This window comes from Brachybacterium alimentarium (genome assembly GCF_002332425.1).
Taxonomy (GTDB): Bacteria; Actinomycetota; Actinomycetes; order Actinomycetales; family Dermabacteraceae; genus Brachybacterium; species Brachybacterium alimentarium.
The window spans coordinates 253,669-280,266 of record NZ_NRGS01000022.1; the positions used below are offsets into that span (position 1 = coordinate 253,669).

At 67.9% G+C, this 26,598-nt stretch carries 23 protein-coding genes and 3 pseudogenes; 13 read left to right on the forward strand and 13 right to left on the reverse strand.

Translation table 11 applies throughout. From position 1 onward, the window contains the following. Window positions 1–2: 2 nt before the first annotated feature. Together CIK71_RS13555 and CIK71_RS13560 are read left to right on the forward strand one after the other, a co-directional pair. Window positions 3–758, forward strand: a complete 756-nt coding sequence (locus CIK71_RS13555; protein WP_096166196.1) for a polyprenol monophosphomannose synthase — start codon at window positions 3–5, stop codon at window positions 756–758. A 37-nt stretch (window positions 759–795) separates the two neighbouring features. Beyond that, on the forward strand, window positions 796–1,362 hold the full coding sequence (locus tag CIK71_RS13560) for an FxsA family protein (protein ID WP_096166197.1): 567 nt from the start codon (window positions 796–798) through the stop codon (window positions 1,360–1,362). 84 nt (window positions 1,363–1,446) lie between these two features. Here CIK71_RS13560 and CIK71_RS13565 read toward each other — a convergent pair whose 3' ends face one another. The 5 genes from CIK71_RS13565 to CIK71_RS13585 all read right to left on the reverse strand — a co-directional run bounded on the left by CIK71_RS13565 (window position 1,447) and on the right by CIK71_RS13585 (window position 5,362). Then, window positions 1,447–1,797 (reverse strand): RNA polymerase-binding protein RbpA, encoded by a 351-nt coding sequence (locus CIK71_RS13565; RefSeq protein ID WP_096166198.1) that lies wholly within the window; start codon window positions 1,795–1,797, stop codon window positions 1,447–1,449. A gap of 116 nt (window positions 1,798–1,913) precedes the next feature. Then, on the reverse strand, window positions 1,914–2,750 hold the full coding sequence (locus tag CIK71_RS13570; RefSeq protein ID WP_096166199.1) for a glycerophosphodiester phosphodiesterase family protein: 837 nt from the start codon (window positions 2,748–2,750) through the stop codon (window positions 1,914–1,916). Then, on the reverse strand, window positions 2,722–3,606 hold the full coding sequence (locus CIK71_RS13575; RefSeq protein WP_096166200.1) for an SURF1 family cytochrome oxidase biogenesis protein: 885 nt from the start codon (window positions 3,604–3,606) through the stop codon (window positions 2,722–2,724). Before CIK71_RS13575 ends, CIK71_RS13570 begins: the two co-directional genes overlap by 29 nt. Continuing rightward, complete coding sequence (locus tag CIK71_RS13580) at window positions 3,603–4,124, reverse strand: hypothetical protein (RefSeq protein WP_245857574.1); 522 nt, start codon at window positions 4,122–4,124, stop codon at window positions 3,603–3,605. Before CIK71_RS13580 ends, CIK71_RS13575 begins: the two co-directional genes overlap by 4 nt. Next, window positions 4,121–5,362 (reverse strand): hypothetical protein, encoded by a 1,242-nt coding sequence (locus tag CIK71_RS13585; RefSeq protein ID WP_096166201.1) that lies wholly within the window; start codon window positions 5,360–5,362, stop codon window positions 4,121–4,123. The genes CIK71_RS13580 and CIK71_RS13585 overlap by 4 nt, the downstream gene beginning before the upstream one ends. A 126-nt stretch (window positions 5,363–5,488) precedes the next feature. Here CIK71_RS13585 and fabG point away from each other — a divergent pair, with 126 nt between their 5' ends. Continuing rightward, window positions 5,489–6,214 (forward strand): 3-oxoacyl-ACP reductase FabG, encoded by a 726-nt coding sequence (fabG, locus tag CIK71_RS13590; RefSeq protein WP_096166202.1) that lies wholly within the window; start codon window positions 5,489–5,491, stop codon window positions 6,212–6,214. A 39-nt stretch (window positions 6,215–6,253) separates the two neighbouring features. Then, window positions 6,254–6,799, forward strand: coding sequence for a SixA phosphatase family protein (locus CIK71_RS13595; RefSeq protein WP_096166203.1), 546 nt, complete (start codon window positions 6,254–6,256; stop codon window positions 6,797–6,799). Window positions 6,800–6,808: 9 nt separating this feature from the next. Here the strand turns inward: CIK71_RS13595 and serB are convergent, their stop codons facing one another. Beyond that, complete coding sequence (serB, locus tag CIK71_RS13600; protein ID WP_096166204.1) at window positions 6,809–7,480, reverse strand: phosphoserine phosphatase SerB; 672 nt, start codon at window positions 7,478–7,480, stop codon at window positions 6,809–6,811. Next, entirely contained in the window at window positions 7,477–8,718 is a 1,242-nt protein-coding gene (gene glgC, locus CIK71_RS13605) for a glucose-1-phosphate adenylyltransferase (protein WP_096166205.1), read from the reverse strand. Before glgC ends, serB begins: the two co-directional genes overlap by 4 nt. 58 nt (window positions 8,719–8,776) lie before the next feature. Between glgC and glgA the strand changes: the two are divergent. Further along, window positions 8,777–9,991: pseudogene (glgA, locus tag CIK71_RS13610) on the forward strand (glycogen synthase); the annotation flags it as partial. 16 nt (window positions 9,992–10,007) lie between these two features. Here glgA and CIK71_RS13615 read toward each other — a convergent pair. Both CIK71_RS13615 and CIK71_RS13620 read right to left on the reverse strand, forming a co-directional pair. Next, the gene (locus CIK71_RS13615; protein WP_096166207.1) at window positions 10,008–10,781 is read right to left on the reverse strand and encodes a hypothetical protein; all 774 of its coding nucleotides are present in this window, start codon (window positions 10,779–10,781) and stop codon (window positions 10,008–10,010) included. Then, window positions 10,778–12,286, reverse strand: a complete 1,509-nt coding sequence (locus CIK71_RS13620; protein WP_096166208.1) for an RNB domain-containing ribonuclease — start codon at window positions 12,284–12,286, stop codon at window positions 10,778–10,780. The genes CIK71_RS13615 and CIK71_RS13620 overlap by 4 nt, the downstream gene beginning before the upstream one ends. 200 nt (window positions 12,287–12,486) lie before the next feature. Here CIK71_RS13620 and CIK71_RS13625 point away from each other — a divergent pair, with 200 nt between their 5' ends. The 6 genes from CIK71_RS13625 (at window position 12,487) to CIK71_RS13650 (ending at window position 21,057) form a co-directional block, all read left to right on the forward strand. After that, window positions 12,487–13,281: an ABC transporter ATP-binding protein gene (locus tag CIK71_RS13625; protein WP_096166209.1), complete on the forward strand. Its 795-nt coding sequence runs from the start codon at window positions 12,487–12,489 to the stop codon at window positions 13,279–13,281. Between the two features lie 73 nt (window positions 13,282–13,354). Continuing rightward, on the forward strand, window positions 13,355–14,194 hold the full coding sequence (locus CIK71_RS13630) for a TrmH family RNA methyltransferase (RefSeq protein WP_096166238.1): 840 nt from the start codon (window positions 13,355–13,357) through the stop codon (window positions 14,192–14,194). Between the two features lie 95 nt (window positions 14,195–14,289). Continuing rightward, a complete protein-coding gene (locus CIK71_RS13635) occupies window positions 14,290–15,861 on the forward strand; it encodes a type I restriction-modification system subunit M (RefSeq protein ID WP_096166210.1) in 1,572 nt (523 codons plus the stop codon). Further along, window positions 15,858–16,784, forward strand: a complete 927-nt coding sequence (locus tag CIK71_RS13640) for a restriction endonuclease (RefSeq protein WP_096166211.1) — start codon at window positions 15,858–15,860, stop codon at window positions 16,782–16,784. The genes CIK71_RS13635 and CIK71_RS13640 overlap by 4 nt, the downstream gene beginning before the upstream one ends. Next, window positions 16,781–17,926, forward strand: coding sequence for a restriction endonuclease subunit S (locus tag CIK71_RS13645; protein ID WP_096166212.1), 1,146 nt, complete (start codon window positions 16,781–16,783; stop codon window positions 17,924–17,926). Before CIK71_RS13640 ends, CIK71_RS13645 begins: the two co-directional genes overlap by 4 nt. Continuing rightward, the gene (locus CIK71_RS13650; RefSeq protein ID WP_096166213.1) at window positions 17,923–21,057 is read left to right on the forward strand and encodes a type I restriction endonuclease subunit R; all 3,135 of its coding nucleotides are present in this window, start codon (window positions 17,923–17,925) and stop codon (window positions 21,055–21,057) included. The genes CIK71_RS13645 and CIK71_RS13650 overlap by 4 nt, the downstream gene beginning before the upstream one ends. A 106-nt stretch (window positions 21,058–21,163) precedes the next feature. On the opposite strand, the gene CIK71_RS13655 is transcribed toward CIK71_RS13650, so the two are convergent. After that, the gene (locus CIK71_RS13655; RefSeq protein ID WP_009881334.1) at window positions 21,164–21,469 is read right to left on the reverse strand and encodes a hypothetical protein; all 306 of its coding nucleotides are present in this window, start codon (window positions 21,467–21,469) and stop codon (window positions 21,164–21,166) included. A 318-nt stretch (window positions 21,470–21,787) separates the two neighbouring features. Here CIK71_RS13655 and CIK71_RS13660 point away from each other — a divergent pair. Both CIK71_RS13660 and CIK71_RS13665 read left to right on the forward strand, forming a co-directional pair. Beyond that, window positions 21,788–22,216: pseudogene (locus CIK71_RS13660) on the forward strand (TrmH family RNA methyltransferase); the annotation flags it as partial. Window positions 22,217–22,402: 186 nt separating this feature from the next. After that, window positions 22,403–23,974, forward strand: coding sequence for an ankyrin repeat domain-containing protein (locus tag CIK71_RS13665; protein ID WP_096166215.1), 1,572 nt, complete (start codon window positions 22,403–22,405; stop codon window positions 23,972–23,974). A gap of 38 nt (window positions 23,975–24,012) precedes the next feature. On the opposite strand, the gene CIK71_RS13670 is transcribed toward CIK71_RS13665, so the two are convergent. From CIK71_RS13670 to CIK71_RS17780, 3 genes and pseudogenes are all read right to left on the reverse strand, one after another. Then, on the reverse strand, window positions 24,013–24,789 hold the full coding sequence (locus tag CIK71_RS13670) for a class I SAM-dependent methyltransferase (RefSeq protein ID WP_096166216.1): 777 nt from the start codon (window positions 24,787–24,789) through the stop codon (window positions 24,013–24,015). 180 nt (window positions 24,790–24,969) lie between these two features. Beyond that, window positions 24,970–26,001, reverse strand: coding sequence for an NAD(P)-dependent alcohol dehydrogenase (locus CIK71_RS13675; RefSeq protein ID WP_096166217.1), 1,032 nt, complete (start codon window positions 25,999–26,001; stop codon window positions 24,970–24,972). Between the two features lie 153 nt (window positions 26,002–26,154). Next, a pseudogene (locus tag CIK71_RS17780) lies at window positions 26,155–26,598 on the reverse strand (hypothetical protein); the annotation flags it as partial.

Genomic DNA, 26,598 nt, shown 5'->3' on the forward strand with positions numbered 1-26,598 from the left:
GCATGAGACCGTCCACCGCACCCCTGCCGCCCACCCTCGTCGTGATCCCCACCTATGACGAGCGCGAGGCGCTGCCGGGAACCCTGGCACGGCTGCGCGACGCCGTCCCGGAGGCCCACGCCCTGGTGGTCGACGACTCCTCGCCGGACGGCACCGGGGAGTGGGCCGACGAGGTGTCGCACCGCGACGACCACGTGCACGTCCTGCACCGCGCTGGGAAGGAAGGGCTCGGCCCCGCCTACCTGGCCGGCTTCGGCTGGGGGCTCGAGCACGGCTTCGCGCAGCTCGTGGAGATGGACGCCGACGCCTCCCACCGGCCCGAGCAGCTGCCCGGCCTGCTGGAGGCCGTGCGTCGGGGCGCCGACCTCGCGATCGGCTCGCGCTGGGTGCCGGGCGGCCGCGTGCACGACTGGCCGCTGTCGCGCCTGCTGCTCTCCCGTGTCGCGAACCTCTACGTGGGGGCGCTGCTGGGCCTTCGCGTGCGGGATGCGACGGCAGGGTTCAGGGTCTTCCGCGCCGAGCTGCTGCAGCGGCTCGTGGCGCAGGACATCGCCTCCCAGGGATACTGCTTCCAGGTCGACATGACCCGTCGTGCCCGGGCGGAGGGCGCCGTGATCGCCGAGGTGCCGATCGACTTCGACGAGCGCACCGAAGGGGCCAGCAAGATGTCCCCGCGCATCGTGCGCGAAGCGCTCGTGCTGGTCACGTTCTGGGGACTCTCACGCGGCGCCCAGCAGGTCCTGAAGGTGCTGCACTAGTCTGGCGACATCCGAGGACCACAGAAAGGGAACTCGCATGAGCTCAGCACAGGGGACCGGCCCCCGACCCGCCGACAGCTCCACCGGGACCGCGCCGTCGCGCCGATCCTCGCGCTGGGGCTCGCTGCTGCCCGTCGGGATCGTGGTGCTCGGCCTGCTCGAGCTGACGATCCTGGTGATCATCGGGATCAACACCAGCCTGTGGTGGTCGGTGCTGATCATCGCCATCGGCTGGGTGGTGGGCATCGCCCTGCTGGTCGCCGCCGGCCAGCAGTCGTTCGTGCGCCTGCGCTCCCTGGTGCAGGCGGTCCGGGGCCGTGGTGACGTCCAGGACCATCTCTCGCGCCCTGCGTTCACCCTGCTGTCGGCGCTGTTCTTCTTCTTCCCCGGGATCCTCACCGATCTGATCGGGATCGTGCTCCTGATCACCCCCGTGCAGCGGAGGTCGGTCCAAGCGGTGGGCCTCGCGAGTGGTTCCGGCAGCGCCCGCCGGGTGCTCTACCGCCGCAGCGGCCACGGGGTCATCGACGGCGAGATCATCCTCGACGCACAGAAGCCGCGGGACGGCGACGGCCCCACGCCGCCCACCATCGCGCAGGACTGAGCCCCTCCCGAGCCGCCGACCACGACAGCGCCCCCGCCCCGCCGAGAAGGCAGGACGGGGGCGCTGTTCTCGCGCGGAGACCGGTCAGAGGTTCCGACGCTGGTGGAGCTTGCCGGCGCGCAGGAGCGCGAGACGCTGGTCCAGGAGCACCTGGAGGTCCTCCTCGCTGCGACGCTCCAGGAGCATGTCCCAGTGGGTGCGGACCGGCTTGCCCGGCTTCATCTCGGGGCGCTCGTGGTCGCGCAGCAGTGCCGAGGCACCGCACCGGCACTCCCACACAGCGGGGACGTCGGCCTCGACGGAGAACGGGAGGACGATCGTGTGGTTGTTGGGGCAGTCGTAGACCGCCTCCTGACGCGGAGCCGCGAGGACTCCTTCGTCGGTCTCCATGGAGAGGGAACCCAGTCGGGTGCCTCGCAAGCTTCGGCTGCTCATGCGGGTCTCGCTTCCTGGCGGGGGATGAGGGCGGGCGGACGGAACCCCGCCCGGTGAGGTCTATGGGTGGCAACGCACGATGGCCCGGATTTGTTCCGGCTCGCCATGTCTCGTGCTCACGCTCCGTCGAGCAGCTCCGAGAGCAGGTCGACGCGGTTGGTAATGATACCATCCACGCCCTTGACCAGCAGATCGTGCATGGTCACCGGGTCGTCGACGGTCCAGACGTGCACCTCGCAGCCGGCCCGGTGGGCCGCGGCGACGTTCGCCTCGGTGACGACCTGGTATCCCTGGTGCTGCTCCGGGACCTGGAGCGCACCGTACGGCGCGAGGATCCGACGGATCACCCGATCGGGGGCCTCGACGGCGCGAGCGGCGAGGAACGACGCCATCACGCCGCGCGAGGGACTGTGCACCGGGAGCGTCCCCGTCGCCGCCTGCACGGTGCGGATCGTCCTGCGCACGATGGCGCCGTCGAAGCCCGCGATGCACACGCGGTCGGCGCTGCGTGTGCGGGCGATCGCGGAGACCGCCGGCCCGATGGCGGAGGGCGCCTTCACATCGATGTTCACCGGCACGTCGGGGAAGGACCCCAGCACGTCCTCGAGCATCGCGAGCGGCTCGCCCCCGGCCAGACGCACCCCTCCGGCCTGCTCGGCCGTGAGCTCCGCGATCCGTCGCGGATCCCCGGCGGTGCGCAGGAGGTCCTCGTCGTGAACGGCGAGGGCCAGCCCGTCGGCCGTCGCGCGCGTATCCGTCTCGAGCATGTCTGCGCCCGCTGCGAGAGCGTCCTCGAAGGCGCGCAGGGTGTTCTCGGCACCGTCGAGCGCGAGGCCGCGGTGGGCGATCCTGCGCGGCCGCGGGCCGGGCAGGAACCTCGATGCGGGAGCTCGGCGCGAGTCAGCGCGGCGGTCGGTGCGTCGGTCAGCTCCGCTGGTCGTCGATGAGGGCATCCTCTTCCTCCTCGTCCTGGGTGGGTCGACGGGTGCGCGGCACACGTCGGGGTCGGTGGTCGGCGGCAGCGGGGGAGCCGTCCTGGGCGTCGTCCTCGGCCAGCTCCTGCACGGTACGCCGTGTGCGGAGGGTCAGCGCGACCGGGAAGAACAGCGCGAACAGCCACCACTGGACCGAGTAGGACAGATGCGGGCCGAGCGAGGTGTCGGGATCCGGGAGCGCGCGGGGGCGGGCGGAGGGCTCCGGGTCCTCCTGGGCGAGGTCGCCGTACGCCCGGGTGACCAGCTGGGGCTCCTCCTCCGGCAGCTGCTCTGCCACCTGGGGCGGGTTGACCGAGTGGACCTGACCGGCAGGGATCTTCCGATCGAGCGTCGGCTCGGCCGGTCGCAGGCGGGCCGTGATGCTCAGCTCGCCCTCGGGCACGGCCGGCGGGTCCGCGGGGGCGGAGACGTCGCCCTGCGAGCCCACCCAGCCGCGGACCACGAGGAGCGTCTCGCCGTCGTCGCTGTGGAACGGGGCGAGCTGCCAGAAGCCCACGTCGCCGTCGAGCTGACGGTTCCTCACGTACAGGACGCAGTCCGGGTCGGTGCAATAGCTGCCCGTGAGCTCGACCGGCGTCCAGTCGTCCGTGGCGTCCAGCTCCGCTCCCGGGCTCGGGAGCACCTCGTCCAATGGAACGGGAGTGGCCTCGTAGTTGGCCTCGACCACGGCGGCCACATCGCGCTTGCCCTCGAAACGGCCGAACTGCCAGAAGCCGAGGCCCACGCACAGTGCCGAGGCCAGCAGCACCCCCAGGGCGGCCAGCAGGAAGTCACGGCTGAGGAGGGTGCGGCGCAGTGCTGATCGCTGGGTCATCCGGCGACCGGTGCGAGGACGGTTCCGTATGCCCCGGGCAGCGTCGTCAGCAGATGCGTGCCGCTGTCGCTGAGCGCTGCCGGGAGATCGTCGACGGCGAAGCCCACCAGGAGCACGAAGGCGATCGCGGTCAGCGCAGCGAGCACGAAGCCGAGCACGGTCACCGTGATGGTGACTCCCAGCCGCAGGCGAGGGCGGTCCGTGACCGGCTTCGCGGGTGGGAAGCCGTAGTCCTCGTCCTCCAGGTGGTTATGGCTCCACATCCCGGGGTTGACCACGGTGATCGGGTAGGTGCTGACCCGATCGCGGGGACGTGCCCCGCTGGCCGGGACGTCCTCGGAGTCGAGCAGCGGGGCCGCCGCTGCGTCCTGGGAGGCCTGTGCGCCGTGCGACACCCAGAGCCGCCATCCGGCCGGGACCGGCCCCCAGCCGGGCCCGGGGCGGAAGTCCGTCGGCGGGGTCCACCCGTCCCGGGGCGGCTCCGGCCAGTTCGGCGGGGGGTTGAACTGCTCGGTCACGCAGGGACGTCCCAGGAGTACACGTCGACGTAGTTGTTGTACTGCAGCGTGTTGCCGCCCGCCTTCACGAAGTCGAAGAGCACCGTGATCGTGTAGGTCTCGCCCTCGGTGAACTCGTAGGAGGAGTCGTAGTCGAGTCCCGACTCGTCCAGGGCGTACGTCTCCGTCGCCGAGTCGACGCTCCCGCCGTACGGGGTCTTGACGCTGAAGGCGTAGTTCGCGAAGCTCATCGACCCCTCGGTCACGGTGACCTCGGCAGTCATCACCAGGTACTCGCCGTTCTCCGCCGGCTGGACGGTGCCGCCGTAGGCGCTGGGCAGGTCCTCCGCCTTCTTCCACTCCATGCTCACGGCAACCTCGCCGGAGCCGTTCTCGCCGGTGACCTGCTTGGACTCGGCGGAGGGATCGATCGTGGGCAGCGGGGTGGTCGGCTCCGGCGACGCGGGCTCGGAACCCTCCGCCTCGGTCGCCGCCTCCTCCTCGGTGGCGATCTGCTCCTGCGCGGTGGTGGTCTCCTCCTCGGCGTTCCCATCGCCGCCCAGCAGCAGGATCCCGCCGACGACCGCGACGACCAGTGCGGCCACCAGGAACAGCACGATGCATCCGAGCCACCAGAACCGGGCGACGACGCCCTTCCGGGGAGGCTCGCCGGAGGCAGTGGTCGCGGTCCAGTTCTCGCCGGAGTCCGCGCTCGGCAGGCCCTCGGCAGGCGACTGCCCGTAGGCGGGCGAGGACGGGTAGCCAGTGCCGTAGGCGGGCGCCGGCGACGCCTGACCATAATCCTGGTACTGCTGGTCGTAGCCCTGGCCGGGGCCATAGCTCTGGTCCTGGACCGGAGTCTCCGGCGGAACGGGCGGCGCTGACTGAGCTGACTGAGCTGATTCAGCCGACTCATAGGGTGCGGCCTGCGCGAGATCGGCCTCGAGATCAGGCCCGAGGTACTCGTCGGTCTCCGCAGCACGCGGCTGCAGCGCGTCATCGGTCGACGAGTCCTCGAGATGGGAGGTCTCGACGGGCTCCTCCGCATCGTCGTTCCCGCCGTCAGCGGGTTCCGGCGTCACGTCGGGCTCAGTGGAGGCCGTGTCGTCCGCGGTGTCGTCTGCGAGGTCGGACGTCACCCAGAAGTTCCAGCCCTCCGGGGCCGGGCCCCACGACGGATCCGGCTGCCATCCCGGAGGCGGGCTCCAGTTCGCGTCGTCGATCGGCCAGTTCGGCGGCGGATTGAAGCGGTATGCCATCTGAGTAGGACCTTCCCGAGGCTGGAATGCGCGGACGGGCACCCCACGATTCCCGACACTGTCTCGACACGTATCGTAGAGCACGCACGTCCTACGAGTTCGCAGCCCCCATCGCAAGGAGCCCAGATGTCCGACGCCACCATCGAGCCGCGCAGTGTCCTGATCACCGGAGGGAACCGGGGGATCGGCCGCGCCATCGCCGAGGAGTTCGTCCGCCGCGGCGACAGGGTGACCGTGACGAGCCGCTCGGGGCAGGGCGGTCCGGAGGGAGCGCTCACCGTCCCGGCCGAGGTCACCGACGGGGAGAGCCTGGACGCCGCGATCAAGGCGGCCGAGGACGCCCACGGCCCGATCGAGGTGCTCGTCGCGAACGCCGGCGTGACCGATGACCAGCTGCTGCTGCGGATGAGCGACGACTCGTTCGAGACCGTGCTCGACACGAACCTGTCCGGGTCGTTCCGAGTCGTCAAGCGGGTCATCAAGTCGATGATGCGCAAGAAGAAGGGCCGCATCGTGCTGGTCGGCTCCGTGGTGGGCCTGTACGGCTCCCCGGGCCAGGTCAACTACGCCGCCTCGAAGTCCGGCCTCGTCGGCATCGCCCGCGCGATCACGCGCGAGCTGGGCTCGCGCGGCATCACCGCCAACGTGATCGCCCCCGGCTACGTGGACACCGAGATGACTGCTGCTCTGGCCGACGAGGTGCAGGCCGGCTACAAGAAGGCGATCCCGGCGGGCCGCTTCGCCGCGCCCGAGGAGATCGCCCGGGTCGCAGCCTTCATCGCGAGCGACGATGCCGCCTACATCTCCGGTGCCGTCATCCCTGTCGACGGCGGTCTGGGCATGGGACACTGATCCGGAACTTCCACCGAACGAAGGCGTGAACGCACCTCCATGACCACCTCGTCATCTTCGTCATCCTCAGACCCCGACAGTCGTCTGCTGCTGATCATGCGTCACGGCAAGGCGGAGAGCGGCTCCGGCCAGATGGACCACGAGCGCCGGCTCGCCGAGCGAGGAGAGGCCCAGGCGAGACTCGTGGGTGAGTACCTCGAGTCGCAGCACGTGCTCCCGGCGCGCGTCCTGGTCTCCGATGCGGTGCGCACCGTGCAGACCTGGGAGGCCGCCGTCTCGGCGATGCCGGGCTTCGAGGGGACCGTCACCTTCCACGAGGACATCTACGACGGCGGGGTCGGGGATCTGCTCGGTCTGCTGCGCGAGGTCGGCGACGAGCATCGGGTGGTCATGGTGATCGGACATGAGCCGACGATGGCCGCGCTGATCTCGCTCCTGGGGGACGAGGACTCCGATCCGGGGTCCATCGCCCAGGCGCGCATCGGGATGCCCACCGGCGGGATGGGCGTGCTCTCCGGGGCCCTCGACCACTGGTCGGACCTGGGGGAGGACGCACTCACCGTGCACACCGTGGTGCGCCCCTGAGCTGACGGCTCAGCGGACCGCCGCGGTCTGCAGGTGCGGCCACGCGTCCAGCAGGGACGGGCCCTCCAGGCTCACGTCCGCCACCTCGCGCAGGGCAGGCTTGGCCCGGAAGGCGATGCCGGTTCCGGCGGCCTGCAGCATCTCGCGGTCGTTGGCGCCATCACCCATGGCGACGATCCGCTCCGCAGGGACGCCGTACATGCGGGCGTACTCCTGAAGCGCGTGCCGCTTCGCGGTGCCGTCGATGATCGGGCCGGAGACCCGCCCGGTGAGCCGGCCGCCCTCGATCTCGAACCGGTTGGCGAGCACATGGTCGATGCCGGAGGCGGCGGCCAGCTCGTCGATCACCTCGTGGAACCCACCCGAGACGAGAGCGACGATCCATCCGTCGGCCTTCGCCCGGCTGACCAGCTCGAGCACGCCCGGCGTCGGCACCAGCACGGCGCGCACCTCGGCCAGCACGGATTCCTCGAGCCCCTCGAGCAGTGCCACCCGGGCCCGCAGGGACTGGGAGAAGTCGAGCTCACCGCGCATCGCGGCGGTCGTGATCTCCTCGACCCGGTCGCGGACGTCGGCGTGCTCCGCGACCAGTTCGATGACCTCCTGCGTGAGGAAGGTCGAGTCGACATCGGAGACGAGCAGCCCGGCGACGGCCGGGCGCGCTGATGCTGCGGCGGTCACGGCTCGATGACCGTGCCCTTGCCGATCACCGTGATGCCGGACTCCGTGACGACCCAGCCGCGGGCGCGATCCTGCTCGGGATCCAGACCGATCTGGGTGCGCGGAGGGACCACGACGTTCTTGTCGATGATCGCCCGGTGGATCTGGCTGTGGCGGCCGACGGACACCCCGTCCATGATCACCGAGTCGGACACGCTGGACCAGGAGTTCAGCCGCACCCCGGGGGAGACCACGGAGTTCGAGATCTGCGCCCCGGAGATGACCACGCCGGGCGAGATGATCGAGTCCACCGCGGTCCCGACCCGGCCGGGACCGGCGTGCACGAACTTCGCGGGCGGCTCGTTGCGGTGCCCGGTGAAGGTGGGCCAGTCGTAGTTGTACAGGTTGAACACCGGGTGGATCGCGATGAGATCCATATGGGCGTCGTAGAAGGCGTCCAGGGTGCCGACGTCGCGCCAGTAGTCACGATCGCGATCGCCCGAGCCCGGCACGTCGTTGTAGATGAAGTCGTAGACGCCCGCCTCGCCGCGATCCACGAAGTACGGGACGATGTCGCCGCCCATGTCGTGCTTGCTGCTCTCGTCCTGCGCATCGCGGGTGACGGCCTCGACGAGCGCCTCCGTGGTGAAGACGTAGTTGCCCATGGAGGCGAGGATCGAGGCGGGATCGTCGGCGAGGCCCTCCGGGTCCGTCGGCTTCTCGACGAAGGCCGTGATCCGGGTGGGGTCCGACGAGTCGGTCTCGATGACGCCGAACTGGTCGGACTGGTCGATCGGCTGCCGGATCGCGGCGACCGTGCAGGCGTTGCCGGATTCGATGTGCGCGTCGACCATCTGGGAGAAGTCCATGCGGTACACGTGATCGGCGCCGACGACGACCACGTAGTCGGGCTTCTCGTCGTGGAGGAGGTTCAGGGACTGGTAGATCGCGTCGGCCGACCCGAGATACCAGTGCTTGCCCATGCGCTGCTGCGCGGGCACCGGGGCGACGTAGTTGCCCAGCAGGGAGCTCATGCGCCAGGTCTGCGCGATGTGCTTGTCCAGCGAATGCGACTTGTACTGGGTCAGGACGACTACGCGGAGGTATCCGGAGTTCGCGATGTTCGACAGCGCGAAGTCGATGAGGCGATAGATACCGCCGAACGGGACAGCAGGCTTCGCCCGGTCGAGGGTCAGCGGCATCAGCCGCTTTCCCTCACCGCCGGCGAGGACGATGGCGAGGACCTTTTTGGACGACATAGTGCGAGGATAGACCAGACGTGGCACCGGTCACGGCCACCGGGCCACATTCGAACATCTCAGAGGACAGGGGTCGAACATGCGCGTGGATCTGCTCACCAAGGAGTATCCGCCGGAGGTCTACGGGGGTGCGGGGGTGCACGTCGCCGAGCTCACCCGAGTGCTGCGCCCGTCCATCGACGTGCAGGTGCGCGCCTTCGGGGCGCCGCGCGAGGAGGACGGCACGACCTCCTACAGCGCGCCCGCCGAGCTCGCGGGCACGAACGCGGCCCTCAGCACGCTCGGCACCGACCTGCTGATCGCCGCGGACTGCGCCGGCGCGGACCTGGTCCACTCCCACACCTGGTACGCCAACTTCGCAGGTCACATGGCCTCGCTGCTCCACGGCATCCCCCACGTGCTCTCCGCGCATTCGCTCGAACCGCTGCGCCCGTGGAAGGCCGAGCAGCTCGGCGGGGGATACCGCGTCAGCTCGTTCGCCGAACGCACCGCCTACGAGGGCGCGGCGGGGGTCATCGCGGTCTCCGCCGGGATGCGCCAGGACATCCTCCGCGCCTACCCATCGGTCGACCCCGCGAAGGTCCATGTGGTCCACAACGGCATCGACATCGAGGAGTGGTCCCCGAATCCGGAGACCTCGGCGCTGACCTCCCGGGGCATCGACCCGGAGGCGCCGACGATCGTGTTCGTCGGCCGCATCACCCGGCAGAAGGGCCTGCCCTACTTCCTGCGCGCCGTGCGCGATCTGCCCAGCGAGTACCAGGTGGTGCTGTGCGCGGGGGCGCCGGACACCCCCGAGATCGCTGCGGAGGTCGACGCGCTCGTCGGGGAGCTGGCACGAGACCGGGGCAACGTCCACCTGATCACCGAGATGCTGCCGCGCCACGAGCTCACCCAGATCCTCACGCACGCCACGACGTTCGTGTGCCCGAGCGTGTACGAGCCGCTCGGGATCGTGAACCTCGAGGCGATGGCCTGCGGCATCCCCGTGGTCGCCTCCGCCACCGGGGGCATCCCCGAGGTCGTCGACGACGGGACGACCGGCTACCTGGTCGAGCTCGACCAGCTCGACGACGGCACCGGAACCCCGGTGGATCCCGATCGCTATGTCACCGACCTCACCGACGCGCTGGTGCGGATGGTCTCGGATCCGCAGCGGGCACGGCAGATGGGGGAGGCCTCGCGCCGCCGCGCCGCCGAGCACTTCTCATGGACCTCGATCGCCGAGCGCACGCTGGAGGTCTACCGCACGGTTCTCGCCCAGCAGTCCTGACGGCCGGTCTGCGCTCTCAGGCCACGACCCGCTCCACGGCCTCCACCAGGGCCGTGCGGGCGGCGTCGTGCAGCTCGTCGAGCAGTCCGCGACGTGCGAGCGCCTCGGCGAGATGGGTGGTGTGCCCGTGGCCCTCGTCGATCTCGGAGCGGGTGAGCAGCAGGGTGCGCGAGGCGAGCACCAGGAGGTGGGCGGAACGCTCGTCGAGATGACGGGGGAGCGCGGTCGAGATCCAGGTGGGAGGGATCCGTGCCGGCTCGACGGGCTCGTCGGGCACCAGGTCGAGGTCGATGCTTCCCTCGGCGACGCGGCGCAGCGCCAGCAGCAGCTCCTCCCGGGCGTGGCCGGAGGTCGCCGGTGGCGCCACGTGGGTGCCGATCGGTGCCTCCAGACGACTCCACGAGACGCCGTGCACGGCGCCGCTGGGATGCTCGACCGGGGTGATCAGCGGGACCAGCGTGTGGTCGGCGATCCCGGCGGCCGTCACCACCACCGCCTGCTCCGCCTCGATCGCCGCGGGGATCGCCGCAGGTGGCCCCACCAGCCCGGCGATCCTTCCGGGCACCGGCAGCACGAGCCGCATCTGGGCGAGCGGCAGGCGCCGCAGGCCGGTCATCCAGGCGAAGAGGTCCTCGCCGTCACCGGCCGGTCCGCTGCGGCCCACGCCGTGGCTCATCTCCGCGGCATCGTCGGGCCCCATGTCCCCGCGCAGATAGGCGGAGGTCCACAGCATGAGCACCGCGGCCCGGGGCAGGGGGACCAGGTCCCTCCCGGCGGCCGCCTCGCTCATGACCGGACCCCGTCGGCCGCGACGAACTCCGCGTGCCGGGCGGCGGTATCGACGGATTCGAGCCGCACCCGCACCACGGCGCCGAGATCGGCGTCCATCGGGACCCATGCGGTGACCGGCGGGTCGGTGAGCTGGACCTCGACGCGGGTCGGAGCCGCGCCCTCCGCCTGCTTGCCCTCCCGCCGATCGATCACGGTGGCGGCGAAGGTCTCGCCCTGCCAGGTGGCCAGCGCCGCGGCCTCGACCAGGTCGAGCGCCGCCCGCTCGAGCTCGCCCGCCCTCGCGCCGCTGCCGCGCATCGCCTCGGGGATCTCGCCGAGCGCGGCGAGCAGGTCGGGATCCGGCGCCCGGCCCTGCACATGGGCATGGCACACGAGCAGCACGAAGCGGTCCACGAGACGACGCAACGGTGCGGTGGCGTGCGCGTACGGGGCGGCGATCGCGGCCTGCACGGTGTCCTCGGGGATCTCGTCGGCGCTCGTGAACCCCGCATAGGACGCACCCCGGAAGAGCGACGTGGCGTGGTTCAGGAGCGCGAGATGGGCCGGGTCCTGCCAGTCCAGCGAGCGCAGGAACTCGCCATAGGCCTGGCCCGTCGGCCAGGGGATCCTGAGTGCCTCCGCCTGGCGGCGGAACCGGTCCATCGCCTGGGCCTGCGCGGGCGGCATCGTGCGCAGGATCCCCGCGCCGTGCTCGAGCATCAGCTGAGCGGCGGCCATCCCGGTCATCAGGGAGATCTGCGCGTTGGCATCCTCGATCGGGTGGGGCCGACGCCAGCCCAGATGCAGCCGCTCGCCCTCCTCGACGACCTCCTGCTCGGGGACGTTCAGGCTCGCACCGCCGCGGACCGATTCCTGCCGCGCCCGCAGCGCGCCGATCTCCTGCAGCAGGACCATCATCGGATGCCCCTCGCCGCGGTCCAGTTCCGCCTGGACCTCCTCGTAGGCCAGCTTCTGGACCGACCGCACCCGGGAGCGCTCGAGACCGATACCGCGGATCTCCCCGATGCCGTCCAGATCCAGCACCCATACGAACGCGGGGGTGTCCTGGTCCGGCAGCAGGGACGCGACGCCCTCGGACAGCACCTCGGGGTGCAGGGGGATCCGACGATCGGGGAGATAGACGGTCTGTCCGCGTCGGCGTGCCTCACGGTCCAGGGGCCCGCCGAGGGCCACGAACCAGGGCACGTCGGCGATCGCGTAGAGCACCCGGAACCCGCCGCCGTGTCGCTCCAGGTGCATCGCCTGGTCCAGATCGGTCGAGCTCGCGGGGTCCAGCGTCACGAAGGGCACCTCGGTGCGGTCTGTCCGCTCAGCCGCCTCGGCGCCGTCGGCGTCCCGGTGGGCGCGGGCGGCGGCCTGCTCCGCCTCGGCGAGCACCTCGGCCGGGAAATCGAGGGGGATCTCCTCGGCGAAGGTCCCGAGGAGCGCATCGATGCCCTCGCCGATCACGTCGGCCGCCACCGATCCTCGCGGAGCGGTCAGGGAGACGGGGCGTTGCGGCACTGCGACCTCCTGGAAGGGCGGTTCGGGCGCGGTCAGCTTACGGGGAGCAGGGGTGCCGGCGGGGCCGGTCCGGCGAGACGCGAGAGCGCAGCGGCTCCGGGAGACGTTGCCCGTGGGCGTGGGCGACTGCACGGTTCCTGGGCGAGGTGGGGTCGCGGACGAGGGGACCCGGCAGCGATTCTGACGATAGGCTCGGAGGCATGTCCGTCGCAGCTGCTTCCCTGACCGATGTCGTCGTCCGCCGCAGCGGGCGCAACATCCTCGATTCCGTGTCCCTCGAGATCGCCGAGGGCGAGCGCTGGGCCGTCCTGGGCCCCAACGGCGCCGGCAAGTCGACGCTGGTGGGTCTGCTCTCCGCCCGCATGCATCCCACCGCGGGCACCGTCGAGATCATCGGCGAGCAGCTCGGCAAGGTCGACATCTTCGAGCTGCGCCCCATGATCGGTCTGGCCAGCCAGGAGCTCGCCGACACCATCCCCGTCGAGGAGACCGCGGAGAACGTCGTCGTCACCGCCGGATACGGTGTGGTGGGACGCTGGCGCGAGCAGTACGACGAGCTCGATCTCGAGCGGGCCCGCACGCTGCTCGCGGCGTTCGGCGTCGGTGATCTCTCCACCCGTATGTTCGGCACCCTGTCCACGGGTGAGCGCAAGCGCGTGCTCGCAGCCCGTGCCCTGATGACGGACCCCGAGCTGCTGCTGCTGGACGAGCCGGCCGCGGGCCTGGACCTGGGCGGCCGCGAATCCCTGGTGCGCACTCTGGGCCGCCTGGCCAAGGACCCCGCGACGCCGGTGACCGTGCTGGTCACGCATCACGTCGAGGAGATCCCTCCGGGCTACACGCACGTCGTGCTGCTGCGCGAGGGAGGCGTGGTCGCGGCCGGACCGATCGAGGACACGCTCACCTCGCAGAACCTGACCCGCACCTTCGGGCTGCCGCTGGTCGTCGAGCAGCGCGGGGACCGCTACACCGCGCGCTCCCTCTCGCTGGACTGACCCGGCGGTGGAGTCCACACAGCTGCATCGGATCACGGACCTCTCGGATCCGGCCCTGGACGACTACCTGCGCATGACCGATGTGCGCCTGCGGTCCCGCGTCGAGGTCGAGCGGGGCCTGTTCATGGCCGAGAGCTACGAGGTCATCTCCCGCGCGATCGACGCCGGCATGGCACCGCGCTCCTTCCTCATGGGCGAGAAGTGGCTCGAGAAGTTCGCGCCGCTGTACACGCCCTTCCCCGAGGTCCCGGTGTATGTCGGGGCAGAGCCGCTGATCGAGCAGCTCACCGGCTTCCATCTGCACCGCGGCGCGCTGGCCGCCATGCAGCGTCCGCAGCTGCCCGAGGTGGCCGAGGTGCTGCGCACCGCCCGCACCGTCGCCGTCATCGAGGACATCGTCGACCACACCAACGTGTGTGGTCCCAAACTAGCCCATCCGGAACCCGCCGCCGAGCCTCGCAGACGCAGTCGGATCGCGGTGCTGGAGGGGCTCGTTGACCATACCAACGTCGGCAGCGCCTTCCGCAATGCCGCAGCCCTGGGCCTCGATGCGGTGCTGGTGTCTCCGACCTGCGCTGACCCACTCTACCGACGCGCGGTGCGGGTCTCGATGGGCACGGTCTTCCAAGTGCCGTGGACGCGGATCCCCGAGTGGGAGAAGGGCATTGCGGGGCTCAAGGCGGCTGGCTACGTCCTGGCCGGCATGACGCTGGGGGAGGGCGCGATCACCCTCGACGAGCTCGTGGCCGAGGACCACGAGAACCTCGCTCTCGTGTTCGGCACCGAAGGCCACGGCATCACCCCGGAGACGGACGCGCTGCTCGATCGCCGGGTCACGATTCCGATGATGGGCGGAGTCGACTCGTTGAACGTGACGGCAGCAGCAGCCGTGGCGTTCTACGCGACGAGGTGATGATGGCTGGAATCCCGAGTGTCAGTCGTGCCCGATATCGTGAGAGCAAACCACCCAACACCGTGATTGCGCAGTGGCGCGGAGGAGACAGACCTATGGCACCGACGACCAAAGAGGCGCAGCGAGCAGAGTTGCACAAGACGATCTGGCGCATCGCGAACGACCTGCGCGGCAGCGTCGATGGGTGGGACTTCAAGTCCTACGTGCTGGGAATGCTCTTCTACCGGTTCATTTCTGAGAACCTCACGGCGTACCTCAACAAGAACGAGCACGACGCGGGCGAGGTGTCGTTTGACTACCGGCTGGCGGCGGATTCTGACGCGGAGTTCGCTCGCGACGAGGTTGTCGCGGAGAAGGGGTTCTATATCCTGCCGTCCGACCTGTTCGCCAATGTGCGCGATCGTGCCGCGGGCGACGAGAATCTCAACGAGACGCTCGAGCGGGTCTTCAAGAACATCGAGGCGTCGGCGATGGGTACGGACAGCGAGGACGACATCAAGGGTCTGTTCGATGATCTGGATGTCAACAGCAACAAGTTGGGCTCGACGGTCGCCAAGCGGAATCAGAAGCTGGTGAAGCTGCTCGACGCGATCGGTGACCTGCCGCTGGGGCGGTGGGAGGACAACTCGATCGACCTGTTCGGTGACGCCTACGAGTACCTGATGCAGATGTACGCCGCCAACGCCGGCAAGTCTGGTGGGGAGTACTACACGCCGCAGGAGGTCTCCGAGCTGCTGGCGCGCATCACGGTGGTCGGCAAGAAGCAGGTCAACAAGGTCTACGACCCGGCGGTGGGCTCCGGGTCGCTGCTGCTGAAGTTCGACAAGGTGCTCGGCAAGAACAACGTCCGACAGGGGTTCTACGGTCAGGAGATCAACCTGACCACGTACAACCTCGCGCGGATCAACATGTTCCTGCACGACGTCAACTACGCCGATTTCAACCTCGCCCACGGCGACACCCTGACCGATCCACAGCACTGGGATGACGAGCCGTTCGAGGCGATCGTCTCCAACCCGCCTTACTCGATCAAGTGGGACGGCGACGCTAACCCACTGCTCATCAATGATGAACGGTTCGCACCGGCAGGAGTCCTCGCGCCGAAGTCGAAGGCCGACCTCGCGTTCACGATGCACATGCTCAGCTGGTTGGCGGTGAACGGCACGGCAGCGATCGTCGAGTTCCCTGGAGTGCTGTATCGCGGGGGAGCGGAGAGGAAGATTCGGCAGTACCTCGTTGACAACAACTACATCGATACCGTGATCCAGTTGCCGCCCGACCTGTTCTTCGGCACGACGATCGCGACCTGCATCCTCGTGCTGAAGAAGTCGAAGAAGACCGGCGACGTGCTGTTCATCGATGCTTCGGCGGAGTTCAAGCGGGTCGGCAACAAGAACAAGCTGCTCGAGGAGCACCAGGCGAGGATCCTCGAGGCGTTCACGACGCGCGAGCCCGAGGACTACTTCACCACCGTCGTGAGCAACGAGGACATTGCCGCCAACGACTACAACATCGCGGTGTCGTCGTATGTAGAGGCCGAGGACACTCGCGAGGAAGTCGACATCGCGGAGTTGAACGCCGAGATCGCGCGCATCGTCGCGCGCCAGGCCGAGCTCCGCACCGCAATCGACGAGATCGTGGCGGATCTGGAAGGTGCGCGGTCATGACGGACATGCCCAATTGGGAAGGCTTCATGATCCCGACGCTCAAGGTAATGAGCGATGGCATCATCCGCCACTGGCGCGAGTTTCAGCCTCTCGTAGCTGATCAGGCGCAGCTCACCGATGAGCAGAAGAAGGAGATGCTTCCGTCCGGGGGCGCGCTCAAGTATGAGAACCGCATCGGCTGGGGCGTCTCGTTCCTGACGAACGTCGGCGCGCTCAGACGTCCGAAGCGCGGTCACTACCAGATCACTGATGCCGGCAAGCAGCTCATCGAGCTGTTTCCGAACGGTGCCAAGGAACGTGACATCAAGGCGCTCGGTGCGGATCCCAGCTCGCCGATCCGCGAGTACGTGGCGACTACGACCCGCAAGACGAGCGCGCCTGCAATGACCGCTCCGACCGAAGAGTCGTCGATGACTCCTACCGAGCAGGTGCAGAGCGGCATCGAGCGCATCCACGACGAGATCGCGGTCGAGCTGCTCACTAGGCTGCAGGACAAAGACCCAGGCTTCTTCGAGCAGGCGGTTGTCGATCTCCTGCTGTCAATGGGCTACGGCGGCACCACCGGGGCCGGCAGCGTCACCCAGCTCAGGAACGACGGAGGCATAGACGGTGTCATCGACCAGGACATCCTCGGCCTCAACCGCGTCTACATCCAGGCCAAGCGTTATCACGACGGCAAAGCTGTCGGACGCCCCGACCTCCAGGCTTTCGTTGGAGCACTCAGCGGTAAAGCCGACAGTGGCGTCTTCATCACGACCGGCCGCTTCTCCGACGGCGCACGCACCTACGCCGAGAACGTGCCGACCCGCATCATCCTGATCGACGGCAAGCGCCTCACCAGCCTCATGATCCGGTACGGCGTCGGCGTGCAAGTGAAAGAGACCTACAAGGTCGTCGAGATCGACGAGGACTTCTTCGCATGAGCCGCATCGATGACCTGATTCAGGAGCTTACTCCTACGGGCGTGCAGTACTCGCGCGTTGACGAGGTCGCCGTACTGAAACGAGGCACGGCGATCACCAAGAAAAGCGTGGTCGACGGGCCAGTTCCTGTAATTGCTGGCGGGCGGACTCCTGCATACTTCCACAATGAGAGCAACCGTGCTGGCGAAACTGTGGCGATTGCGGGCTCGGGTGCATACGCCGGATTCGTGAGCTACTGGAGCAAACCGATCTACGTGTCCGACGCTTTCACGGTGGTTCCGAAGGACGATCGAGTCAATGCGCGGTATCTCTATTTCTGGCTCCAATCCCAGCAGGAGCTCCTGCACTCTTTCAAGAGTGGCGGCGGTGTTCCGCATGTCTACCCTCGGAGCGTCTCGGGTATGCGCATCCCGGTGCCGCATCTCGAGGTGCAGCTCGAGATCGTGCGAGTACTGGATAAGTTCACCCAGCTAGAAGCGGAGCTGGAAGCGGAGCTGGAAGCCCGGAGAACCCAGTACGAGCACTATCGTGCCGAGTTCCTGACATTCAAGGAAGAAGTTCCCCGCCGCCGTCTGGACGAAGTCGCCGTTTATGCCAACGGTAAGGCCCACGAGAAGCTTGTGGTTGATGGCGCGGAGATTCCACTTGTGACGGCGCGTTTCATCTCCCGGAATGGTGAAGCCAATCGATACGTACCACTTGCGGACGTGCTCACGCCGGGGCGAACTGGCGATGTTGCTCTGGTGCTTAGTGACCTGCCGAATGGGCGGGCCCTGGCGCGGACGTTCTTTGTTGATCGCGACGACAGCTACGCAATCAACCAGCGGGTGGCGCGGATTACCGTGAAGGAGACTGCAGAGATGAATCCGAAGTTTCTTCACTTTCTGCTCGACCGCAACCGTGGACTACTTAAGCACGACAACGGAGTTGACCAGACCCACCTGAGTAAGGGGCAGGTAACCGGACTTACGATTCCGGTTCCGAGCATCGAGGAGCAGAACCGAATCGTTGATCGCCTCGAAAGGTTTGACGGCCTCGTCAACGACATCAGCATCGGCCTCCCGGCTGAGCTCGCTGCTCGTCGCAAGCAGTACGAGCACTATCGCGACCGCCTCCTGACGTTCAAGGAGCTGACTGTATGAGCGATGCGCCCGCGCGTACTTTCGATCCGATCGCGGTCTCGTCGGAGAGCACGGTTGTCGCCGAGTATGTTCACGATCCATCGCAGGCTGATGCGTATCAGTCGGAGTCTGCACTCGAGAACGAGGTGATCCGGCTCCTCGAGGGGCAGGCGTACGACTACCTGCCGATCACATCGGAGACAGATCTGGTCGCGAACCTCCGCATGCAGCTCGAGAGGGTCAACAAAATGACCTTCTCGGATGCCGAGTGGGAGCAGTTCTTCACGACGAAGATCGCAAGTGCCAACGACGGCATCGTCGAGAAGTCAGTCCGCGTCCAGGAGGATCACGTCCAGATCCTCAGGCGCGACGACGGGACGACGAAGAACATCGCGCTGATCGACAAGACGAACATCCACAACAATCAGTTGCAGGTCATCAACCAGTACGAGATCGGACACGGCGAGGATGACGCCGGCGAGGGTCGTGCGAACTACGCCAACCGTTACGACGTGACCGTGCTCGTCAACGGGCTGCCGATGGTGCACATCGAACTGAAGCGTCGTGGCGTGGACATCCGGGAGGCCTTCAACCAGATCAATCGCTATCAGCGAGACAGCTTCTGGGCGGGCTCGGGCTTGTTCGAATACGTGCAGCTGTTCGTGATCAGCAACGGCACGCTCACAAAGTACTACTCCAACAGCACCCGCAACAGGCACCTTGCCGAGCATATGCAGTCCCGCGCCGGGGCCAGGGGAAAGAAGACAAGCAACTCGTTCGAGTTCACCAGCTGGTGGGCTGATGCGAACAACAGTCCGATCACCGAACTGACAGCGTTCGTGAAGACGTTCTTCGCGAAGCATGCGCTGTTGAACATCCTGACGAAGTACTGCGTGCTCACCGCAGATCGGGACCTGCTGGTGATGCGCCCGTACCAGATCGTCGCGACCGAGCGGATCCTGCAGAAGATCCAAATCTCGACGAACTACAAGACGCTCGGCACACTCGATGCCGGAGGATACGTCTGGCACACCACCGGCTCAGGCAAGACGCTCACCTCGTTCAAGGCAGCGCAGCTCGCATCGAAGATGCCGAGTGTCGACAAGGTGCTGTTCGTCGTGGATCGCAAGGACCTCGACTACCAGACGATGCGCGAGTACGACCGGTTCGAGAAGGGTGCGGCGAACTCGAACACGTCCACGGCGATCCTGAAGAAGCAGCTCGAGGATCCCGGTGCGCGGATCATCATCACGACGATCCAGAAGCTGTCGACGTTCATCAAGGCGAACAAGGGCCACGAGGTGTTCTCCGGCCACGCGGTGATCATCTTCGATGAGTGCCACAGATCGCAGTTCGGCGACATGCACACCGACATCACGCGCGCGTTCAAACGGTACAACCTGTTCGGGTTCACCGGCACGCCAATCTTCGCCGCGAACGCCGGCAGCGGTGGAAATCCTCAGCTGCGCACGACCGAGCAGGCGTTCGGCGACAAGCTGCACACGTACACGATCGTCGACGCCATCACGGACAAGAACGTGCTGCCGTTCCGGATCGACTACATCAACACCATCAAGGTCGGGAACCCCAATGACTCACAGGTCTCTGCGATCGACCGCGAGCGAGCTCTCCTGGACGTGCGTCGGATCCGGGACGTCGTGGCGTACACGCTGGAGCACTTCGATCAGAAGACGAAGCGCTCATCCAGCTACGAGCACGGAGTTGTGACGAACGTCGCCGACTCGGTGCGGGGTCGGCGTCAGGCGGAGGTACTCAAGGAGCGGAAGCGAGTTCGCGGATTCAACGCGCTGTTCGCGACCGCGTCGATCGATGCCGCGCGCCGTTACTACAACCAGTTCCAGATGCAGATGGCGGAGCTTCCACCGGACAAGCGCCTGAAGGTCGGGCTGATCTTCAGCTACGGTGCGAACGAGGCCGAAGCCGACGGCATCCTCGATGATGAAGCGTTCGACACCGATGCGCTCGACCTTGACGCGCGCTCGTTCCTGGAAGACGCGATCCAGGACTACAACGACATGTTCGGGACCAGCTACGACACGAGCGCGGACCGGTTTCAGAACTACTACAAGGACCTGTCGCAGCGGATGAAGAACCGCGAAATCGACCTGGTCATCGTGGTGAACATGTTCCTCACCGGTTTCGACGCGACGACGCTGAACACGCTGTTCGTCGACAAGAACCTGCGCGCGCACGGCCTGATCCAGGCGTACTCGCGCACGAACCGCATCCTCAACTCGGTGAAGACCTACGGCAACATCGTCGCCTTCCGCGATCTCGAGGAGGAGACCAACGCCGCGTTGGAGCTGTTCGGCAACAAGGATGCCCGCGGCGTCGTCCTGCTGAAACCGTACGGCGACTACTACGGCGAGTACGTCGACAAGGTCACCGAACTGCTCACGCACTTCCCGATCGGGCAGCAGATCGTGGGGGAGCAGGCGCAGAAGGACTTCATCCAGCTGTTCGGCGCGATCCTGCGGCTGCAGAACATCCTCACGTCCTTCGACGACTTCGACGGCAACGATCCGCTCACCGAGCGACAGCGGCAGGACTACACCAGCGTCTACCTGCGGCTACGCGATGAGTTCACGCGCGATCGTGACGGCGACAGAGAAGTCATCAACGACGACGTCGTGTTCGAGATCGAGCTCGTCAAGCAGGTCGAGATCAACGTCGACTACATCCTCATGCTCGTCGAGAAGCTCCGCGCCGAGAAGGGCGACGGAGACGACAAGGAAGTCCGCGCCGAGATCACCCGCGCCGTCGACGCGAGCCCGACCCTCCGCAGCAAGCGCGACCTCGTCGAGGACTTCGTCGAGTCGGTGTCGCTGCAGGGCGCGGTCGATGAGCAGTGGCAGGCGTACATCGCCGCGAAGCGAGAGGCCGAGCTTCAAGAGCTCATCGAAACGCACAAGCTCAAGCTGGAGCAGACGCGGTCGTTCGTGGATGCCGCGTTCCGGGACGGCCAGCTGCGCACAGCGGGCACCGAGATCACCCGCATCCTGCCACCCGTGTCGCGGTTCAACCGCGAGTCCAACCATGGCGACAAGAAGAAGCGGGTCATCGAAGCGCTCTCCAGGTTCTTCGAGCGGTTCCGGGGACTTGCCACTGGGGGTGGGGAGCCTGGGGACTGAGGTCAGCACGAAGGGCGCTGGCGGCACAGCCGCTCACGCGCCACAATCTGCGCATTCAGCCAGGCACGCAAGGGTGCGGCATGTTCGAGCATCTCGGCCTGGCCGTTCAACCGCGCACCGCTTCGGCCACGGCCGTCTTGATCCGCGCGGCCAGGTCGTCGACGAGTTGCTGGCACAGCGCGATCCCGGCCGCACCGTCCTGCTCTTGCCGGCACTCGGACAAGCGTGCCTCGTCGATCGGGATCCGCTTGGCGAATCCACGAGTGGTGCTGACCTCGATGTACGCGCCGGTCTCACCGGGCCCGTCGGCTCCCAGCCGCATCTTCACAGGAGTGTCCCACGGGACGTCGGCCGTCTGCATCGCCGCGTTGCCGAAGTTGGACGCGCTCGTGTTGAACGGGCTGCTGATCATCAATGCCCCTCCTTCCTCGAATGCTCGGCGATCTCGCAGTGTGGCACCGTTCGGCGAAACCACCACCTCGCTCGGTGTGTCCGACGTTCCAATCTACATTGCAGGACCGCCCGCATCCCCGTCAGCACGCCACCTGGACAAGTGCCGGAGCCGTCTCGATCTCATCGCAGTTCGGCGCTTCGGCATCCTCACTCACTGCGATACAAAAGCCAGAGTCGTCGCTATCGGTATGATCTATCCAATTGCTCATGCGATAAGCGCTTATGCCGTTGTGCCTGGTCAGGCGCGGTTTCCTTGCAGCCGATCGTAGCCGGACACCACATCAACGTGGGCGCGATGTTCCGCTCCGCCGCGGCGCTCGGGGTCGACGCCGTGCTGGTGACCCCGCACTGCGCGGACCCGCTCTACCGACGCTCCATCCGGGTCTCGATGGGGACCGTCTTCCAGGTGCCGTGGACGCGGCTCGAGCAGTGGCCGCGGGCCGGGGTGGACCTGCTGCACGAGGCGGGATTCGACGTGCTCGCGCTCGCCCTCTCCGACGACGCCGTCGCCCTCGACCAGGTCGACCTGGGGCCGGAGCGCAAGGTCGCTCTCGTGCTCGGTGCGGAGGGGCATGGTCTGAAGCCGGCCACCCTGCGTGCGGTCGACGAGCACGTCGTGATCCCGATGGCCGGGGGAGTGGACTCCCTGAACGTGGCGGCGGCCAGTGCGGTCGTGTTCTGGCAGCGCCGCGCGATGCTCGGCTAGCTGCTGCCCCTCTTGATCGCCCGCTTGATCGCTCGTGCCCTCGACGCTACGGTCAGGAGCGCTGGTCAGGAAGCATCCGGTCCGCGGGAAGGGCTCAGCCCACCTGGCGCTGGATCATGGAGCGTGCTGGCACTGCCTCCTTTCGCCCGTCGATGCGGACATCGGGCTTCTCGAGAGGAGGTCGGCATGCCGACCCATCATCTGCCCGATCACCCGCACCCCGATCATCTGCGGCACCAGGCCAGACGCTTGCAACGAGAGGTGCGCGCGGGACGTCCCGACGCCGTTGCACGGGTCGAGGAACGTCTCCCTGGAGGGGCCCCGACGGATCCCGGGGAGTTCCGGCTCCACCAGGCGCAGCTCGTCATCGCTCGTGACCATGGTTTCCCCAGCTGGCCCCGGCTCGTGCGCTATCTGCGCACCGTCGCCGCTCACCGCTGGGATTCCGCGACGCCGACGCACGGCCCCGTGGAGGAGTTCTGCCGGCTCGCCTGCCTCACGTACTCGGGCGCCGACGGTCCCGAGCGCTGGGCCCGCGCCCGGGAGATGCGCGCCGCGGACCCCGATCTGACGTCGGGCAGCATCAGTGCCGCCGCGGCCGCCGCCGATCATGCCGAGGTGACCCGGCTGCTGCGGGATGATCCGTCGCTCGCCGCCCGCCGGGGCACGTCGCAGGCCTGGGGTCCGCTGTTCACCCTCGCCTACTCGCGGCTTGATCCCGAGGTCCCCGAGGAGCGCGTGCTGGGCATCGCCGAGGCGCTGCTGGAGGCGGGCGCCGATCCTCACGAGGGTTACCTCTGGGACGGTGGACCGTCCGTGTTCACCGTGCTCACCGGGGTTTTCGGGGAAGGGGAGCAGGGTCCGCGACGTCAGCCCCGGCACCCGCACTCGATCGCTCTGGCACGCATGCTGCTGGAGGCGGGGGCGGATCCCGTCGATCACCAGACGCTCTACAACCGTCAGTTCCTCGCAGACGACGACCACCTCGAGCTGCTGCTCGCCTACGGCCTCGGCTCCGGGGACCGTCCGGGCCCCTGGCGGGAGCGCATGAACGATGTGCACCACGACCGTGAGACCGCACTGCGCATCCAGCTGCGCTGGGCGATCGAGCACAGGTTCCCGGGCCGGGTCCGGCTGCTCGGCGCCCACGGGGTCGACGTGCTCTCGCCGTTCGAGGACGGCCGGACACCCCTGGCCATCGCCGAGATGTACGGCGGCCCGGAGGTGATCTCCGCCCTCCACGGAGCCGGTGCGGAGCATCCTGACAGGACCGGCGCGACACCCGGCCCGTCGGCCGATGCCCTGATCGCCGCGGCCTTCCGTGCGGACCGCACCGCCGTCGGCGATCTTGCCCGGAACGACCCTGGACTCGTCCAGGTGCTCCGGGAAAGCGGCGCGAACCTGCTTCCCTGGGCGGCCTCGGCCGAGGGTCGCAGCGAGACGGTGCGTCTGCTGGTCGGGCTCGGCCTCGACGTCGATGCGCGCGGCCGCTCCGACGTGCCGGTCGACGGCGGCTGGAGGGAGATCGGCTGGGGTCGGACCGACGGGAAGCACCGAGGGCATACCGCCCTGCACGTCGCTGCTCATCGCGGAGATCTCGAGCTGGTGCAGGCTCTGCTCGAGCTGGGCGCCGACCCGAACGTGCTCGACACCGATCACCACGCCACCGCGCTGGGATGGGCGGAGCATGCTGCGGCCGACGGACAGGGCCGGAGCGCGGTGATCGACGTGCTCGGCCCGCTCACGGGTGTCGGCTGATCACCGCGAGCCGCCGCAGCACCGCTGGTCGGCTCAGATCAGGTGCGGGGCGCGTCGGCCCGACGGGCAAGGAGACTGATCGCATTGGGCAGCCGGCCGTCCCAGGCCGCGGCCGGAACCTGGTCCTCTGGCTTCCAGAACGGGTCCGGGTGCTCGGCCAGGTGCAGCAGCTCGAATCCGGCACCGAGCACCGTCATCACGACCTGCGCGAGGGTGCGCTGATGCTCGGTCGCTCCGCGCGCCGGGAAGGTGTCGTTGACGTGGCTCGCGGCGAAGTAGCTGCGATCGCTGCGCACCCATGTCTCCTCGGCGTCCCAGGACCACAGCGGGACCAGGGGATGGGCCTCGTAGACGAAGAGGTGCCCGCCGGGTCGTAGGAGTCGGTGCATCTCGGCCGCCCAGGCGTCGAGGTCCTCCATCCAGGTCAGTGCGCCCTTGCCGGTGTAGACGACGTCGGCGACCGACGGGTCCAGTCCGGTGTGCGGCAGCTCGGCGACCTGGTACAGGCAGCGCACGCCGAGATCATCGGCCCGCCGCTGAGCAGCGGAGACTGCGGTCGGGCTGTAGTCGAGCCCCAGCACGCTGCGGGCACCCAGCCGGATCAGGGCGTGGTCGTCGAGGCCGTGCCCGCTCTGCGGATGCAGCACCTCCGCTCCCTCGAGCAGGGGCCGCAGCAGCTCCTCCTCGAGGGGCAGCAGTCGCACGGTGCGTGCTTGCGCGAGGTGATCGCCGTACTCACGCACGTGCTTGTGCGAGGCGTCGTCCCAGGCCCGACGGGTCTCCTCATAGGTGCCATCGGTGTCAAAGGTGCTCATCGCTCGAGGCTACGGGGCAGGGTCGGGGTGAGCGACAGAATTACCGTGAACCCTCGAACCCGTGAACCCGCTAATCCGCGAACCCTCGAATCCTCGAACCTTTCGAGAACCGGCCGGCCACGAGGCGAGAGAGGGCAACGCGCTCCCTGGCACGCTGCCCTCGATCCGTCGTGCGTTTCCTCAGAGCGTGATCTGCAGCTTCACATCCGTCGGGCGTCCCTCGAGGAAGCGCTCGAAGGCACCGACGGCGTTGTCGAAGGTGAAGGTCTCCGAGACGAAGCGGCTGAGATCCACGGCATCGGTCGCCGCGAGATCAATGGCCTTCTGGTAGACGTTCGCGTAGCGGAACACGGTCTCCAGGGAGATGCCGCGGCTCTGGGCGGTGGCGATGTCGAAGGGCACCGGATCCACGGGCATGCCGACCAGCACGATGCGTCCGCCCGGCGCGGGCAGCGACCAGAGGCTCTTGTAGGCGGGCGCGGCACCGGTGGCTTCGAAGACGACCTGCGGGCCCCAGCCTCCGGTCTCGGCTCGCACCCGCTCGCCCAAGTCCTCCTTGGTGGCGTCGACCGGGATGATGCCCTCGAGCCCGTCGAGCAGGGCCAGCTTCTCCGGCAGGACATCGCTGATGAAGACCTGGCTGGCACCACCGGCGCGGGCGGCGATCGCGGTCATGATGCCGATCGTGCCGGAGCCGACCACGGCCGCGACGTCACCGGGCTTGATGCCGGCCTTGGTGGCGGCGAACATGCCCACGGAGAACGGCTCGATGAGGGCGCCCTCGGCGAAGCTGAGGCTGTCGGGGAGCTTGAACGTGTACGACGCAGGGTGGATGACTTCGTCGGTGAGGCATCCGTCGACGGGAGGCGTGGCCCAGAACTGCACGTCGGGGTCGACGTTGTAGTTGCCCTCGCGCACCGCGCGGGAGGAGGGGTTCGGGACGCCGGGCTCCATGGCGACGCGGTCGCCGGGGGAGAGGTCGGTGACACCTTCGCCGACCTCGACGACGGTGCCGGAGCCCTCGTGTCCGAGGACCATCGGCTCTTCGACGACGAACGGGCCGATCTTTCCGTCGGTCCAGTAGTGCACGTCGGAGGCGCAGATCCCGACGGTATGCATCGCGATGCGGACCTCTCCGGGACCGGGCGAGCCGACGGGCTCGACCTCCTCGATGGACATCCGGTTCTTCTCCTGCAGCACCAGCGCACGCATGGGACTCCTTTTCGAGGCGATGTGTTGGAGCCCTCATGATCGCAGAGGAACGGACGGTCATCACAGGCCGTTCATGGCACGGCAGGTCAGCGGCCCTGGTCCCAGGGCCTGCACTGCGAGTCGGGGCACCTCTCGGTCCGCACCCGCCTGTGCTCAGAATGGGGGTGGGTTGTTGTAGTGGTCGGGGGTGGGGTCGGGGTATTTCGGGTGTCGGCGGGTGCGGGGTCGGCGGGTGTGGATCTGTTGGCGTTGTTCGATGATCCGGTCGTGGCGGGGACGTGCGGCTTCGGTGGTGGCGGTGCGGAGGGCGTCGTCGTGGGCGCGGAGGTGGGTGGTCCAGGCGTGGTCCAGTGCGCGGGCGAGGAAGGGGGTGAGCAGGTCGGTGTCCTCGCGGGTGCGGGCACGGATCTCCGCGTCGATCACCCATTGGGTCTCCAGTGGTGGGAACACGGTGGGGTGGTGTTCGGGGATCAGGCCGAGTGGCGGGGGAGTGGTCTCCGGGTCATCGCTGGTGGTGGTGGGGCGTTCGGGGTCGATGTGGCCGTCGGTTTTGATCTGGTGGTGCAGCCAGCACAGGCGGTGGAGGTTGAACCGACC